This window comes from Sphingobacterium sp. B16(2022) (assembly GCF_012030425.1).
Lineage (GTDB): Bacteria > Bacteroidota > Bacteroidia > Sphingobacteriales > Sphingobacteriaceae > Sphingobacterium > Sphingobacterium anhuiense.
This window is the reverse complement of sequence record NZ_JAAUVN010000001.1, coordinates 723,278-737,753: the sequence shown is the minus strand read 5'-3', so window position 1 is coordinate 737,753 and position 14,476 is coordinate 723,278. Positions and strand designations below refer to the sequence as shown.

Sequence of the window (14,476 nt, the reverse complement as noted above, 5' to 3'; positions counted from 1 at the left end):
ATGAATACTGTTTTAAAAGCCCGAAATAGAAAATCTGTGTACATCTATTCAAAATCTCTAAAAAATATCATCAATTGCTAGAACTTCTTTAATATACCAACATACCATTAAAACTCATAAAAAAGAATCTTAGTGATTACTTATTTTCAAATATTCTCTTTCTCCTCAAAACTATCCAATTCTTTTTTTACTTCTTCCAAAAGTTGTTTTTCCGTTGGTAGGTAAAGTTTGTATTGGCTGGCGATGATTTGCCTCTGCTCTTCGGGTAATGTGAATTTTACAACTGTATCGTTTTTATGAGCGCACAGCAGGATACCAATGGTTGGATTTTCGTGCGATAATTTTTCTATTCGGTCGTAATAATTGACATACATCTGCAACTGACCTATATCTTGATGGGTTAGTTTGTGCGTTTTGATTTCGATTATGACAAAACACTGCAATAATCGGTTATAAAAAACCAAATCAACAAAAAACTCATCGCCATCCAAATGAATTCGTTTTTGCCTGGAAACGAATGAAAATCCATTTCCTAATTCTAACAAAAACTCTTGTAAATGGGTAATGATGGCATTTTCTAAATCTCTTTCATAGTAAGAGGTTTCACGTTTCAAACCTAGAAATTCTAAAAACATTGGGTCTTTAATAATTTCTTTGGCATCCGATGGGAGTTTTTCATTTTTAGCAACTGCTAATACACTATCTTTATCATTACTTAATAAAAGGCGTTCGTATAGATTGCTGTAAACTTGGCGTTCCAACTGTCTTGACGTCCAATTATTTTTTATGGTTTCAGCGATATAAAACTCTCTTTTCTCCTCACTGTCAACACCTAAAAGCAATTTGTACTGTGTCCAGCTTAATTGTGCACGCAGTGCGTGCACAATTGGAAATGTCCGATAAAGCTGACGATACAAGTTGATTTGTCTTATTGAAAAACCAGTTCCAAATTCGGGCTGTAATTTTTCCGAAAGATATTTGATAAGGTAAGTACCATAATCAGCACGTTCTTTCCCATCTTGTTCTTCTTCAAAAATACGTTTACCTATATGCCAATACATCAATGTCCGTTGATGATCTGCGGCACGAATCGCTTTATCTTTTGATTGTGCAATTATGGTTTTGATGTCGGTTATAATCGTTTGGTTTACGAGCATAGTATTGAAACTTCTAAGCGTTTATCAAATATACAAATTAAAGGAATACCTGTCACAATCAGTACCAGATCACTTCATTCTAATTCCATATCCAGCTCATTCTTTGATGTTGAAAAAGTAATAGAATCCTTTGACTCTTTAACGGTAACTACTTCTGTATATAGCTGTACCAAGCCCTCTCCTTTCAAAGTCTGTAGGTAGGCAATATCTTGAGCGGAATACCAGTCTTTGTCTAAGGTAAGTACCTTCAATGCGGCCTTTTTTGCCAATAAAGATCCTGCTAACAGTTTCGCCGCCTGATCGTAATCGATAAGATTGGAACTGCTGATAGCTTTGCTAATGATCTTAAACTGCGCACCGGTTAAATCATCCGACACCAACTGTCCATAGAGTATGGCTATTGCTTGATCTTTGTCCAGGAAATCAAAATCACGGAAGAGCGTGGCTTGACGGTCTTTGAATTCTTGATCCTCCCCTGTTTCATTCATTGCTTTAAATAACAAGGGTACAAATTCGGTCAATCGAGATTTGGCTATAAATTCGGCTGTAGCATTGGTCATCGCATAGATACCGGTATAGCGTTCTATGATCAAGCTTGCTTTGACTTTGTTCTTAATAACAGATCCATCGATATCTCCACCTACTTCTTCTGCTTGTATATGTTTAATTTCATTGAGCAATACAGGTGTACCGATAGCGGTGATCATAAACGATTGGGGTTCCTTTGCCCGAGAGCTCATCAATATTGACGCTGAAGCCTATAACGGCATCTGCCCTATAGCTACGTGCATTTTGCTTTAAAGACTCTACTACGCTCTTATATAGCTCCTGCTTTTGTTTTCATAATTGCGGGAGCGACCACCGAAGAATCCCGAAGGGATCTGCGAAGCAAACAAGACAAAGCTGGCTCCTATTTCACTCAGAGCATTGGCTCCAATAACAGCTGTTGCTGAAATAGGATCAAAATAACGCAGGACTTCTCTCCCCTCGATGGTATTGGTACTGGTAACGATCATGGTCTATGATGAATACTGTTTTAAAAGCCCGAAAATAAAGCATCGCTTTGATTAAAAAATACGGGAAGCCGTAAAAAGGGTATAAAACGTATAAAGCCATTCTTGACAGAATGGCTTTATACGTTTTTTTATATTCTATTTGATTTATTTCAGTTTTTCAATCTCGTCGATGGTAAGGCCTGTACCTTTTGCAATATCTGCAATAGGTAAGCCCATTTTCTTGAACTCTAAAGCAATGGCAATTGATTCTTCTCGTTTGCCTTTTTCAATTCCAGACTGAATTCCCTTTTCGATTCCAGCTTGGATTCCTTTTTCTCTTTCTTGTCGTTTGATTGTTTCTATTACACCCATTTCGATTGTGCCTCCTGTCACTTGATAAATGTATTGATCAAAGTTACTATTTATTTCTTTATCTCGTATAAAAAGAAAACTCTTTAAAAAAACTAAAAAGCTCATTATACGATCTTTACTATACTTATTGGTCTCGATGAGCCTTCTTGCGATTGTACTACGCTGCTCTGCGAGCTCCTGCTCCGGAACCTTATCTTCATCTAAAGCTTTCTGGCATGCCAAGACAATATAAGCAAATATATTGTCCATATCGAGTAGCTCTGATTCGTCATGATCAAAAATTTGATAGCTCAGGTACTGAAAGCGTAACGACGTGCGAAAAACAGCAAAATGATATTCATCAGTACATGGCTGCGAACGTCCTCCAGTAAAAACAGCAATGGTCTCCACAGGAACACGGTAACGATCTAATAGCCTGTAAAAATACTGAAAGATACGATGTGAGAAATCGGAATCATGTCCGCCTTCGATTTCGGTATTCACTAAAATCCACTTCTCGCTTCCATCTTTTAAATAAACCTTGACCAGAAGGTCTGCCACACGCTTCCCTTTTTTACGCTCACGATAGGGAATGATCTCCAACAATTCTTTGTCCATAAATGTCAATCCACGCCCGAGATCAAAGGTAGCATCCGCATCTGGGTACATGAACCGTAAAAAATCAGGAAAATTGTCCTCAAAAATGGCTTTCAAAAGCTCATCATTCTTCTTGGCTGGCTTTAAACGTCTTGAATCTACACTCATAACGGTCTATCAATTGGTTAATAGAAATAAAGATACAAATAAAAACTAAATATATTAGCATTTTTGTTTATTTTCTTGACCGTAGAAGTACGGGTGTATCGACAAAGGGGATCTTAAAAGATTGGCGTTTCTTTTCCCGAGATAGCATCAATGCTGAAAAAAGAAAAACCACATCTCATGACGTGGCTTTAACTAAACATATGGATTAAACTTCATCTACTTATACGAGTTGATCGATTGAGATATTTTCCAGTTACCGCCGTCATTCACTAAAGTCACGAGATCGGTTTTGGTAAAACCTTCAAACTGCATCGTTACTTTGGCGATCATATAGTCTGCAGACTCCTGTACGATGGTGGTACTAGTTTTACAGTTTAGCTGCTCACCTTTTTGCTTTTTCAAAAAGCTGATAACTTCTGAACGGCTGTTTGTCTTCACCTCAGAGGCTTGTACTTTTTGACTAAAATCTGCTGTAAACAACTGCTCTACTCCTGCCGATTGTCCCTCTGTCATAACCGCAACATAATGATCAATGGCGAGATCTGCTGTAGATAAATTGACCACTGCTTTTTTAGGATTTGATACCTCTGGTTTGCCTGCTGCCATAGTGAATGTAGATACTGCGATCAAGGCTGCTGCTGCGAATGTTTTTGCTAAAGTTTTCATAATGTCTTTATCTTATATTGTTAGTTTTATCTTATTTGTTGATTCAAAAGTAGGGTGTTAATCGTCCCAACCCGATGGCAATTAGACTAAACCAACTAAAAACTCGGTGAATGAAGGAAATAGATACGTGAAGTTGTAACCTATCATTTCTTTTGTTAAATTGGAAAGGATTACCAAACTAATAACGAATTAAAATATGCAAACACTAATTCACCCTGAAGATTTTATAAATAAGCGATTTGACAAAGCTTGGTTCAACTGGGATTGTTGTTAATCATTTAATTTTATGGATGATTTTCTTTTTCCTTTGATTTTATTTCTCATCTTCATAGGTACACCAATTGTCGTGGGATTATTGATATATATAATACCTAAAAAACTGGGATACCCAAGGTTTGCAAGATATCTGCTATTTACCTATGGTTTTATTTGCCTATTATTTACATGTTATCTATTTTTTAGTGATTATTTTTTTACAAAATCTGATGCGCTCAAACTTGTTGAAGAACAAGCGATAACATTAGTAGATGAATTTAAGATCAGTAACTATAACTCATCGTTTGCAATTGGTGAGAGTTATGAAACATTTACGCTTAACATCTCTAATTTGGATAAACAAAAAGCTATTTCGAAAATTATAAATTCCAAAAATTTCCATTCGAACGAAGATTCTAATCACATTGTATCTTATAATTCATTAAATCAATATTGGGGTCCAAAAATTACACAGAATTATGAAACAGAAGATGCTTATGTTAGGGAGTATTTTAAACCCAGTGGACAAAATAATTATACTCCTACTTTTAGAAAAATTACGATAAGCAAACTGAAAAATGAATTAATATATGAGGATATAGACGAATAGAATCATTCTGTAAAAACGTCTAATACTATTTAATTATATTTTTATTCAATCAAGTTTGACACCTTTGTTTATAAGCGGAAACACATTGTGCCATGGTCATGGCGGACAAAATGGACTGGAATTAGTATTTACAGCTTGGTTAGCTTTACCAATTTTAATACTATTTAGTTTTGTATTTAACCGTATATTCAAGCCAACGAATTTTTATAAAAAAAAATGAACAAATAAGAAATCACCATTGTCAACAGGCTCTTTGCGAAAGAATAAAATTGTAAGTCTTCCATATACACTTGAAAAAAAATCACTTAGTAAAAAGTATAATAACAAATATGTCCAAGACCAAATAGACAAAATTGAAAAACTTAGTGGATCGACAATTTCAATTAAGAATATAGGTAAAACAAGTTCAGAGTATAAGAAACCTTGTATATGTTGTAAATCTGAATTTTACATTCTTATCACAAACTACATTTCGATTGACTCTCCATTAACGTGTGGTACATGTAACAAATCTGTCCCAATTTATAAGCTACCAAAATTTTACGACTTTGGTTATATGCCAATTTTAAGTTGGGAAACAAACTATCAAGCTTGTGATAGCTTACAAATGAATTGTGAGGTCGGAGAACGTTGGTCTTTAAATCAGATGCAAGAAACAAAATCACCATTATCAAAGCAAGGTTTGGATATATGTAAACAAATTGAAGAACAAACGACAATTCCAACATTTTATTATTTATACAATTACAAGAAAAATAGTGGAGATGATAAAAATAGACTCTGCCCAAATTGTAAGAAAAAATGGACCTTAAAAACACAATTACATAATCTTTATGATTTCAAATGTGATAATTGTAGAATCATATCAACAATATCTACAAATACATAAATAATCCAGGACATGCTCTTCATAAACTGTATAATACTAGTTCATTGACAGCTAAAATGTATCAATCAGACCGGACAACTAATCATTTTGATGTTACTTTTTTAACGTTTTTGTAACACGTCAATAAAATACGTTAAATTTCATGCGTTTTTATAACACGTCAATACAATTTATAATCTCAATTATGAATAATCTCTTTATTATTGATTTCTAAATTATTGTATTAAAAAATAGGATGAGGACATTAATTTCATTATCTTAATAAATGAAATATAATATTATAGACTTATAATAGCTTTGCTACATATGATATTGACCAATTATACGCCTTTTCTTAAAAACTTATTAAAATACATTTCAATATTACTTTTTTGGGGTTGTCCTTTACTCTGTTTTTCTCAATATAAACTTAAGGATACCACGAAATTTGTAACAAATAATTTGCCGGCTTATGTATACAGGTTGGACCAGTATAAATATAAAAATATACCGATTATTGATAGAAAATCAATTGTAAGTACTCTGTTGCGAGAATATTACATTGATGAATTGGTCTCAGGAAATGAGACCTTAAGTAAGGATCGCTATTATGCATTGAGCCACCATCTTTCAGCCAAAACATTTAATTCGCTAAACAATCGCGATAGATTTAACTACTGTATGATGACACAAGAATACTATATGCAAAATTGTGGAAGTCTTGGTCGATTTAAATCAACAGGAATATACGGTGCTTTTTATCGATCAGATTTACCTTTAGAGTATTGGAGCGATAGACAATTACAATTTTTACATAAGAATAGAAAAGAAATCATTGGTTACGTGGATCAAATGTGGTCCGATTTAAAATTTATTGGTGATAACACAAAAGATCTATTGGTAGAATTGATCATGTGGGAGGAGATCCCCAAAATATTGCAACAAATAGAATTATCTCCTCAAGATAATAGCTTATACTCAGTATTAGTTCAGATTATGATGCGTGCAAAATTCACGATATTTGAAGCTTCAAAAATATATGAACAACTGTATGGCCCTGAGTCTTATATTGCTAGTCAGATCGCAGGTACAGAGGAAAACAGGACAGCAATAGTTGACATGGCAAAAAAATGTTATGCTGAATTGGATGTGATCCCAAATTATAATGTCCCGATATATGTTAGGCAGTCAAGACCATCTTACTCCTCTGACGGGCTTAAGGAGGAATTGGTTACAAGAAAAAAGGATTGGCCACTAAAAAAAGTACAAACTCCTATATTTAAAATTAAATTATAACTTATTGAAATCACTCTTTATATCAAAAACAGATATTCTAAAAAGCCACATCTCACGAGGTGGCTTCTAGTTAATATATGGATTAAACTTGATTACTTATAAGAATTGATCGATTGAGATACTTTCCAATTACCGCCGTCATTGACTAAAGTCACAAGATCTGTTTTGGTAAAACCTTCAAACTGCATCGTTACTTTGGCGATCATATAGTCTGCTGACTCCTGTACGATGGTAGTTCTGGTTTTACAGTTTAATTGCTCTCCTTTTTGTTTTTTCAAGAAGGAGATAACTTCCGAACGGCTATTGGTTTTATCTTCTGATGCCTGAACTTTTTGACTGAAGTCTGCTGTAAACAATTGCTCTACTCCTGCCGATTGTCCTTCTGTCATAACCGCAACGTAATGGTCAATGGCCAAATCTGCTGTGGATACGTTAACTACTGCTTTTTTAGGATTTGATACCTCTGGTTTGCCTGCTGCCATAGTGAATGTTGATACTGCGATCAAGGCTGCTGCTGCGAATGTTTTTGCTAAAGTTTTCATAATGTCTTTATCTTATATTGTTAGTTTTATCTTATTTTTTGATTCAAAAGTAGGGTGTTAATCGTCCCAACCCTATGGCAATTAGACTAAACCAACTAAAAACTCGGTGAATGAAGGAAATAGATACGTGAAATTATTTTAAACTTTTTTGAACTATTCTATTTGACAGGTGTTCTTATTATACAAAGCGATAACAAACATACTTTCAGCAGGAAAGTGGATAACGATAAATGACGTAGTACAGTAAATAAATCCAATTGCTTTAAAACAATCTGGATGACGAAACAAAAAAGAGGAAACGATAAGAAACATAAAAATTACTGTGCAGTTAAACGCCAAGATAAAGGGTCTAATGAGAATTAGGCCCTTTTGATGTATATGGATTTTCAAGCATTCGCAACTATTTTACATGATAGATATTTGGTTTTTATATGTATCTTAATGCGGTTAACCTATATGCTTATAATGTTTAAAGTTAAGATTATCAAAAGACAATAGCTACATATGGCATTTAAATGGTGTTTAAATCACAAATTTTTAAAACTTGATTATACGCAATACTAAGAAAAAAGAAATTAAACAAATTATACTTTTTTTTAGTAGTATTCTTTATTGGGATTTCAATCGCACTTGATAATGATTATTTTCAAAATTGAATCACTGGGACTTATATATACGATTTTCCTATATTAACTGTTAATGGTTCCACTGATGATGATTGTACTAACAATGGGGAGTACTTATCCATTGAAAAATACTTTTAATACTATAATATATTTATGAAATTAATTTTACTTATCATCTCCCTTTTTACGCACAACATTTTGCGATCACAAATCAATACCAAAATTGAAGATATTGGAAAAAGAACCACCGAATTTTTAATACAAAGAGGAAAAATCGAAGATTTCAAGTATGCGCTTAAACTTAAAAGTCTGTTTCCAAAAGAAGATTTTTCTAGTTTTAAAGATAGTCCTGCTGAATTTGTCTTAGGAATGCTACAAGGTTCGGAATTGGAATTACCCGTTGCTTGGAATGAACTAAAAGTTAAAGCCAATAAACTGAACATTGATACGAACTCTTCCTATCACGAAACATATTTTGATAAAAAAGGTAGCGACAACTACGTGGTGACTTGTGTAATAAAATCACCTTCAGACTATTTTACATTCAGTTTTAATCTTCTACAGTGGGAAAAAGATATTTATATATCACGATTTTATAAAGACGTAAGGAGATACAAATCTATTAAAGAAGTTAAAACTAATCTTTCTAGCATTGTCGATGATGAAATCGAAAAAGAGATACAAGAAATGGAAAAGGAGAATTATCTAGAATAAGGGTGACTTAAAGTAGTCAATATAGCTACTGGAATTTGTTTTCATAATTGCGTGAGCGCCCACCGAAAAATCCCGAAGAGATCTGCGAAGCAAACAAGACGAAGCTCGCTCCGGATCGCACTCAAAGCATTGACTCCAATAACAGCTGGTGCTGAAAAGAGATTTTTGTGGTGATCGGTTTGATTAAAAAAATACGTAAAGCCGTAAGGAGGATATAAAACAAATAAAGCCATTCTTGACAGAATGGCTTTATTTGTTTATTTTATAAGATCTATTTGATTTATTTCAGCTTTTCAATCTCGTCGATGGTAAGGCCTGTAGCTTTGGCAATCTGTTGAGTAGACAAACCCATCTCTTTCAAATTCAAAGCTGTCTCAATGGCTTTTTTGTGTTCGCCTTGGGCAATACCTTCTTTTAAACCTTCTTTTAAACCTCGATCATGTCCAATACGCTGAGCAGTAGAATAGGTATTCTCTGCATCGCGCTTATGTTTTAAACTTGCTTCGTATGCCATCTTATCCTCCGGTGTTAATTTTGCGACTTCGCCTATGTCAAAGATAAGACCAAATACCCGCTTATCCAAAAAATCCGGTATTTTATCAAGTTTGCTCATGTTTTTCAATAGATATAGCCACATATCCATATCTGTCTTTATATCAGCCTCATTCTTATTAAAATTTGGTAATACTAAGAGCTTGTAACCAAGCTTTTCATAAAAAACAAGATTACTCTGCTTATCGCAAAGGGCAACATCGTAAAAATACTTACCGCGTTCAGTTTCTCCTAACTCAAACTCTAAGATACCGATAAAATATACTTCGGGAAGTTCGTATGTATTTCCCTTATAGCCCTTGGGTATAAGTTTATTGATAAGCCTGGATGTATAAAAAACGGTCCGGTCTTTAAAAAAATCTTGATAAAGCTGTTGCATCTCTATAATGAAATGCTCACCATCAATACCGGTACAATAGAGATCGAAAATGACCTTCCGATCATTTTCAACATCGCCCCCCTGCTCCACTGGCCGATAATGAAGATCTTGAATAACTTTCTCTCCCTTAAAGAGTCCATTTAAAAATCCAATTAAAATCGGCTTATTTTCTTCTCTTCCAAAATAAAATTTAAAGCTCCAGTCGCCACTAAAACCAACATACTTGCCCATGTTACTTTTTGTCTTTTTCATAATAATATGCTTTACTTAAATAATTAATGTTGCTAAGCAAACATCAGAAAAACTAAAATTATTAGCCGGTTATTAAACGTTTGTAGTCGACAGTAGTCGTTTGTTGTCGGCTAGCTGGCAACAAAAGCATCAACTTGTTAACCTAGTCTTGCTTTCCGGACACAAAAAAAAGCCACATCTTACGACGTGGCTTCTAGTTATTATATGATTAAACTTGATTACTTATAAGAATTGATCGATTGGGATACTTTCCAGTTACCTTCGTCATTTACCAGTGTCACTAGATCAGTTTTAGTAAATCCTTCAAACTGCATCGTTACTTTTGCTATCATATAGTCCGCAGATTCCTGTACGATGGTGGTGCTAGTTTTACAGTTTAACTGCTCTCCTTTTTGCTTTTTCAAGAAGGAAATAACTTCAGAACGGCTATTGGTTTTATCTTCTACTGCCTGTACTTTTTGGCTGAAGTCTGTCGTAAACAATTGCTCTACTCCTGCCGATTGTCCTTCTGTCATAACCGCAACGTAATGATCAATGGCTAGATCTGCTGTGGATAAGTTGACTACTGCTTTTTTAGAGTTCTCTCCTGCTGGTTTGCCTGCTGCCATAGTGAAAGTAGATACTGCGATCAAGGCTGCTGCTGCGAATGTTTTTGCTAAAGTTTTCATAATGTCTTTATGTTATATTGTTAGTTTTATCTTATTTGTTGATTCAAAAGTAGGGTGTAGATCGTCCCTACACAATGGCAATTAGACTAAACAAACTAAAAACTCGGTGAATGAGGGAAATAGATAGGTGAAGTTGTGAAGATGGATTCAAAATGCTAAATTCAGCACATAAATTGTTTTATAAAATATGATCAATGTTTATAGAGATAAGTTGAAGAGGCATTATGAACAATACTTTGGTATTTCAGGAATTGTGCATAAAATTGATAAGGGACCAATAAATAAACTCGATCCTGAATTTTTCATATTAGAGTTTCCTCCCAATCAGATTCATAATATGTACACCTATTGTACAGTAGGAATGTCATTAAACAGGTGGGATGAAAACTTGATTGAGTTATTCATTTATGCCGCTGAAAAGAATTCATTACTTGTAGACCTTCTCTGCTACTGTGCAAGCTACCATCGAAACGATGCGCCATTGAACTTACATCACACAGTTAATTTAGGACAACCTTGGTTGGGGGAATCGTTATGGGACCATGGCTTTATATCTTTTCCTTATCTGGAAAAACCTGACTTTGAGCAAATAGATATAGATCATAAAACCATCAAATGCTTTTGGTATATTCCTATAACAAAAGCTGAACGGGATTTTAAAATTGAATTTGGATATGATGCTCTAGAGACAATTTTTGAAGAAAAAGAATTAAATTATCTAAGTCCTGAAAGAGCCAGTTTAATTTAAAAATTAACATGTTTTGATTCAAGATTATTGTTCAAAATCTTATTACTATTCTTTCTTTTTGATCACTTCTCCACTTGATGATATTATATTGGTGAATGAATAATCATATACGCGGTGCGTTATTCCCATTTTCTTTAATATTTCTTCAGCATCAGTTCTTATGTTTATCCAGCTCGGATGTTCTTCCAAATATTCCCAATCCCATATCTCACTTGGCATTTGATCGACCTTAGTTTTGAACGTCAGTAGTTCTTGTTTGTATATGATTGGTATTAGGTTATTTCTAAATACCGTTTCGAAGCACACCGGTGTATACGCATATTCCAATTCCTCATAAAGCTCTGTCATTGGGTCGTAAATTGGAGATGCCATAAGTTCCAGTTCTCTAGATTTATAAGTGAACAGAATAAGCGAATTGACGATATTGGTATAGTAAAACCTGACGTGCTTGTCATACTCTTCCAATTCAGACTTAGTAAATCCTAATTCATCAACCTCGTCTATTTCACAAATTTCAGATGCTATCAGGTCAATTTGTTTTCGGCAATAGTTTGCGCTTTCATCTAGCCCTATTTCGTTAGCCAGCTGATATAGTTCAACCCACACTTCTTTAGTGAACTGTACGGTTCCGTTAATACCTAACTCTATCAGACTTTCAATTGTAAGCTCCCACTCCTCCTGATGGTTGTATTCTACACTTTGTTGAAAATATTGCTTATCAGCAAATGATTCATTAAAGGAATTAAGCAGTTTTCTTAATCTCTTCTTTATTGAAGGTTTGCTATTCCATCGTTTCAAAAAATCAAATGTACCCATTTTAAATAGACGCTTTATTATCCCTTATTAAATATGTTGATTAATGATGAATATTTCAGCATTTTATTCACATAAGAATTCCTTTCTTAAATCATAAAACGATTATTTAATATAAAACAATAATAAATTTTGAAAAACTGGTATTATGCAATAAAAATTTCAGCATAACAGTCGTGAAAAATTTATGTACAATAATATATTCGAAAGTAAAACACTGTTACGCTTTCTTCATAAACAAATGTTAACTTCGACTATAAACCAATTGATTATTAACAGCATAAATCATGTATAAAATTCTTATTCAAGAAATTATGGACTCCTCAACTCATGCAAATATTATCACCCATACAGACCGCATACGTTTTTTCATAAAGGATATATGAATAAAATTAACAAAAAAGTTGTCATAAGCCATAAATATTATTATAATTGAAAAAAAATACAATATTACTTAAACATTTGGAAACCAAAACCAAGTGATTCACACTAATATCATAATGAAAAACGAACATGTATGGCATAGTAACGAGAGTTTACTAGAGCGTCTAAAATTGGGCGATCTGGATGCTTTCAACGTTATCTATGAGCGATACTGGTCCGTTCTAGTGAATGAGTCCTTTAAACGACTTAATAATATGGCTCTTTGTGAGGAAGTGGTGCAAGATGTATTTATAGATCTTTGGCAGCAGAGAGCGGTGAGAGATATCCAGAATCTTGAAGCCTATCTGCGTACCTGTATGAAGTTCAAAGTTTTTGAAGTTTACAAGAAAAACAGAAGAACAAAATCAATGCTCGAAGAAAATCTATCGTTAATGCAGAAACATGAGATTTCAGAATATGATCAATATGCTGAAAAAGATTTAAAATCTCTAATAGAAGAATGGATTGCCCATTTGCCACAGAAAAGAAAAGAAATTTTTAAAATGAGATATCTCGATGAATTTTCTACAAAAGAAATAAGCGAAATGACTGAAAGCTCACAAAATACAATACAAAACCATTTAGGTATCTCCATTGCTAAGCTAAGAAAATTAATCATTCAACATTTTTTAGTTTTTATACTAACTTTATTTCATTGATTTCAAGCAAGTTGCAAATAAATCACTTTTAGACTAGTACGATATTCCGATTTAAGTACACTGTATATATAAATACTGTACTAATCAAAAATGGAACATCATAACCCAAGGCTTCAAAATCTTATAGATAAATACTTAAAAGGTAAATGCAACAAAGAGGAAGCGGAAATTGTCGAAAATTTTTTTGAAAGTTTTTCGTCACGCCCAGATATCTTGGATCAACTTGATCATGAAAAACAGAATGAAATAAAAAGAAGAATCCAGGAAAATGTCGTAAACAAAATTTCTCCAACACCCATCCGAAAAATCGGTATGATTAAACTTGCTATTGCCGCGACTGTAGCACTTTTCTGTATTTCTATTGCATATCAATATCTGTACAAAAACAGTAGCTTAAAAAATATAGAAATCAACTTAGCAAGTGGACAACAGCGCCATATTACCTTAGAAGATGGAACAAAAATTACGCTAAATGCATCCAGTAGAATTATTTATCCTAATTCTTTTAAAGACTCTTCTAAACGTGAAGTGATTTTAATCGGTGAAGCATTTTTCGATGTCGCTAAAAATCCAAAAAAACCTTTTATCATCCATACTCCTAGAATGGAAATCAGCGTCCTGGGAACTGCTTTTAATGTTCGTGACTATGAAAATGAAAGAAATGCAGAAACTGCTTTAATACGGGGAAAAGTTTCGATATGGAAAACTGGCCATACGGATAAAAAATTTATCTTGAACCCGAATGAAAAGTTTGTGCTGTCTAATGCGGTTATCCATAACAATGCACAATCTACCAATCCAAAAGTTGTTTCTCTGCAAAATGCCACAGTTTCAGTCCAGCCTTTAGTTGTCTCAAATCAAGACGGTACTGCACTCGAAACAGAATGGATGCTTAAACGGATGACCATCCGTGATGAAAGATTGGCAGATATTGTTATAAAATTAGAACGTATGTATGGTGTGGAGATACAGATCTTAAGTAGTAAAATCGCAACTAAGCGCTTCTCTGCAACATTTGAAAATGAAGATTTAGACAATATCTTAAAAGCACTGCAGACGGTCAATTACTTCCAGATCAAAAAGACAGGTAACAATCAAATACAGCTATTTTAAAACAAACTAACCTACATAACTCAT

17 protein-coding genes are annotated in these 14,476 nt (G+C 33.7%); 8 read left to right on the top strand and 9 right to left on the bottom strand.

The window, feature by feature from the left end; all coding sequences use genetic code 11:
• Positions 1–146: 146 nt before the first annotated feature.
• The 5 genes from HCX49_RS03315 to HCX49_RS03295 all read right to left on the bottom strand — a co-directional run bounded on the left by HCX49_RS03315 (position 147) and on the right by HCX49_RS03295 (position 3,934).
• On the bottom strand, positions 147–1,157 hold the full coding sequence (locus HCX49_RS03315; RefSeq protein WP_168126120.1) for a YhcG family protein: 1,011 nt from the start codon (positions 1,155–1,157) through the stop codon (positions 147–149).
• 74 nt (positions 1,158–1,231) lie between these two features.
• The gene (locus tag HCX49_RS03310) at positions 1,232–1,864 is read right to left on the bottom strand and encodes a hypothetical protein (protein WP_132773328.1); all 633 of its coding nucleotides are present in this window, start codon (positions 1,862–1,864) and stop codon (positions 1,232–1,234) included.
• A 102-nt stretch (positions 1,865–1,966) separates the two neighbouring features.
• Positions 1,967–2,173, bottom strand: a complete 207-nt coding sequence (locus HCX49_RS03305) for a heavy metal-binding domain-containing protein (protein ID WP_132773327.1) — start codon at positions 2,171–2,173, stop codon at positions 1,967–1,969.
• 144 nt (positions 2,174–2,317) lie between these two features.
• Positions 2,318–3,268 carry a hypothetical protein gene (locus HCX49_RS03300; protein WP_168126118.1) on the bottom strand — a complete coding sequence of 317 codons (951 nt, stop codon included), beginning with the start codon at positions 3,266–3,268 and terminating at the stop codon, positions 2,318–2,320.
• A gap of 216 nt (positions 3,269–3,484) precedes the next feature.
• Positions 3,485–3,934 carry a nuclear transport factor 2 family protein gene (locus HCX49_RS03295; protein ID WP_168126117.1) on the bottom strand — a complete coding sequence of 150 codons (450 nt, stop codon included), beginning with the start codon at positions 3,932–3,934 and terminating at the stop codon, positions 3,485–3,487.
• Positions 3,935–4,130: 196 nt separating this feature from the next.
• On the opposite strand from HCX49_RS03295, the gene HCX49_RS25770 reads away from it, so the two are divergent.
• The 4 genes from HCX49_RS25770 (at position 4,131) to HCX49_RS03275 (ending at position 6,963) form a co-directional block, all read left to right on the top strand.
• Complete coding sequence (locus HCX49_RS25770) at positions 4,131–4,208, top strand: DUF1963 domain-containing protein (protein WP_132773383.1); 78 nt, start codon at positions 4,131–4,133, stop codon at positions 4,206–4,208.
• Positions 4,209–4,220: 12 nt separating this feature from the next.
• Positions 4,221–4,799 carry a hypothetical protein gene (locus HCX49_RS03285; RefSeq protein WP_021190178.1) on the top strand — a complete coding sequence of 193 codons (579 nt, stop codon included), beginning with the start codon at positions 4,221–4,223 and terminating at the stop codon, positions 4,797–4,799.
• Positions 4,800–5,037: 238 nt separating this feature from the next.
• On the top strand, positions 5,038–5,688 hold the full coding sequence (locus tag HCX49_RS03280) for a DUF2310 family Zn-ribbon-containing protein (protein ID WP_168126116.1): 651 nt from the start codon (positions 5,038–5,040) through the stop codon (positions 5,686–5,688).
• A gap of 306 nt (positions 5,689–5,994) precedes the next feature.
• Complete coding sequence (locus HCX49_RS03275; protein ID WP_206368194.1) at positions 5,995–6,963, top strand: hypothetical protein; 969 nt, start codon at positions 5,995–5,997, stop codon at positions 6,961–6,963.
• Between the two features lie 92 nt (positions 6,964–7,055).
• On the opposite strand, the gene HCX49_RS03270 is transcribed toward HCX49_RS03275, so the two are convergent.
• Entirely contained in the window at positions 7,056–7,505 is a 450-nt protein-coding gene (locus tag HCX49_RS03270; protein WP_021190167.1) for a nuclear transport factor 2 family protein, read from the bottom strand.
• A gap of 779 nt (positions 7,506–8,284) precedes the next feature.
• On the opposite strand from HCX49_RS03270, the gene HCX49_RS03265 reads away from it, so the two are divergent.
• Positions 8,285–8,845, top strand: a complete 561-nt coding sequence (locus HCX49_RS03265; protein ID WP_132773319.1) for a hypothetical protein — start codon at positions 8,285–8,287, stop codon at positions 8,843–8,845.
• A gap of 280 nt (positions 8,846–9,125) precedes the next feature.
• On the opposite strand, the gene HCX49_RS03260 is transcribed toward HCX49_RS03265, so the two are convergent.
• The gene (locus tag HCX49_RS03260; protein ID WP_168126114.1) at positions 9,126–10,028 is read right to left on the bottom strand and encodes an Rpn family recombination-promoting nuclease/putative transposase; all 903 of its coding nucleotides are present in this window, start codon (positions 10,026–10,028) and stop codon (positions 9,126–9,128) included.
• A 218-nt stretch (positions 10,029–10,246) separates the two neighbouring features.
• Positions 10,247–10,696 (bottom strand): nuclear transport factor 2 family protein, encoded by a 450-nt coding sequence (locus HCX49_RS03255; protein WP_168126113.1) that lies wholly within the window; start codon positions 10,694–10,696, stop codon positions 10,247–10,249.
• Positions 10,697–10,883: 187 nt separating this feature from the next.
• Here HCX49_RS03255 and HCX49_RS03250 point away from each other — a divergent pair, with 187 nt between their 5' ends.
• Positions 10,884–11,444, top strand: a complete 561-nt coding sequence (locus tag HCX49_RS03250; RefSeq protein WP_168126112.1) for a suppressor of fused domain protein — start codon at positions 10,884–10,886, stop codon at positions 11,442–11,444.
• Between the two features lie 45 nt (positions 11,445–11,489).
• On the opposite strand, the gene HCX49_RS03245 is transcribed toward HCX49_RS03250, so the two are convergent.
• Positions 11,490–12,260 (bottom strand): hypothetical protein, encoded by a 771-nt coding sequence (locus HCX49_RS03245; RefSeq protein ID WP_168126111.1) that lies wholly within the window; start codon positions 12,258–12,260, stop codon positions 11,490–11,492.
• Positions 12,261–12,757: 497 nt separating this feature from the next.
• On the opposite strand from HCX49_RS03245, the gene HCX49_RS03240 reads away from it, so the two are divergent.
• Both HCX49_RS03240 and HCX49_RS03235 read left to right on the top strand, forming a co-directional pair.
• A complete protein-coding gene (locus tag HCX49_RS03240) occupies positions 12,758–13,339 on the top strand; it encodes an RNA polymerase sigma factor (RefSeq protein WP_168126110.1) in 582 nt (193 codons plus the stop codon).
• Between the two features lie 90 nt (positions 13,340–13,429).
• Positions 13,430–14,452: a FecR family protein gene (locus HCX49_RS03235; protein WP_168126109.1), complete on the top strand. Its 1,023-nt coding sequence runs from the start codon at positions 13,430–13,432 to the stop codon at positions 14,450–14,452.
• Positions 14,453–14,476: the final 24 nt, after the last annotated feature.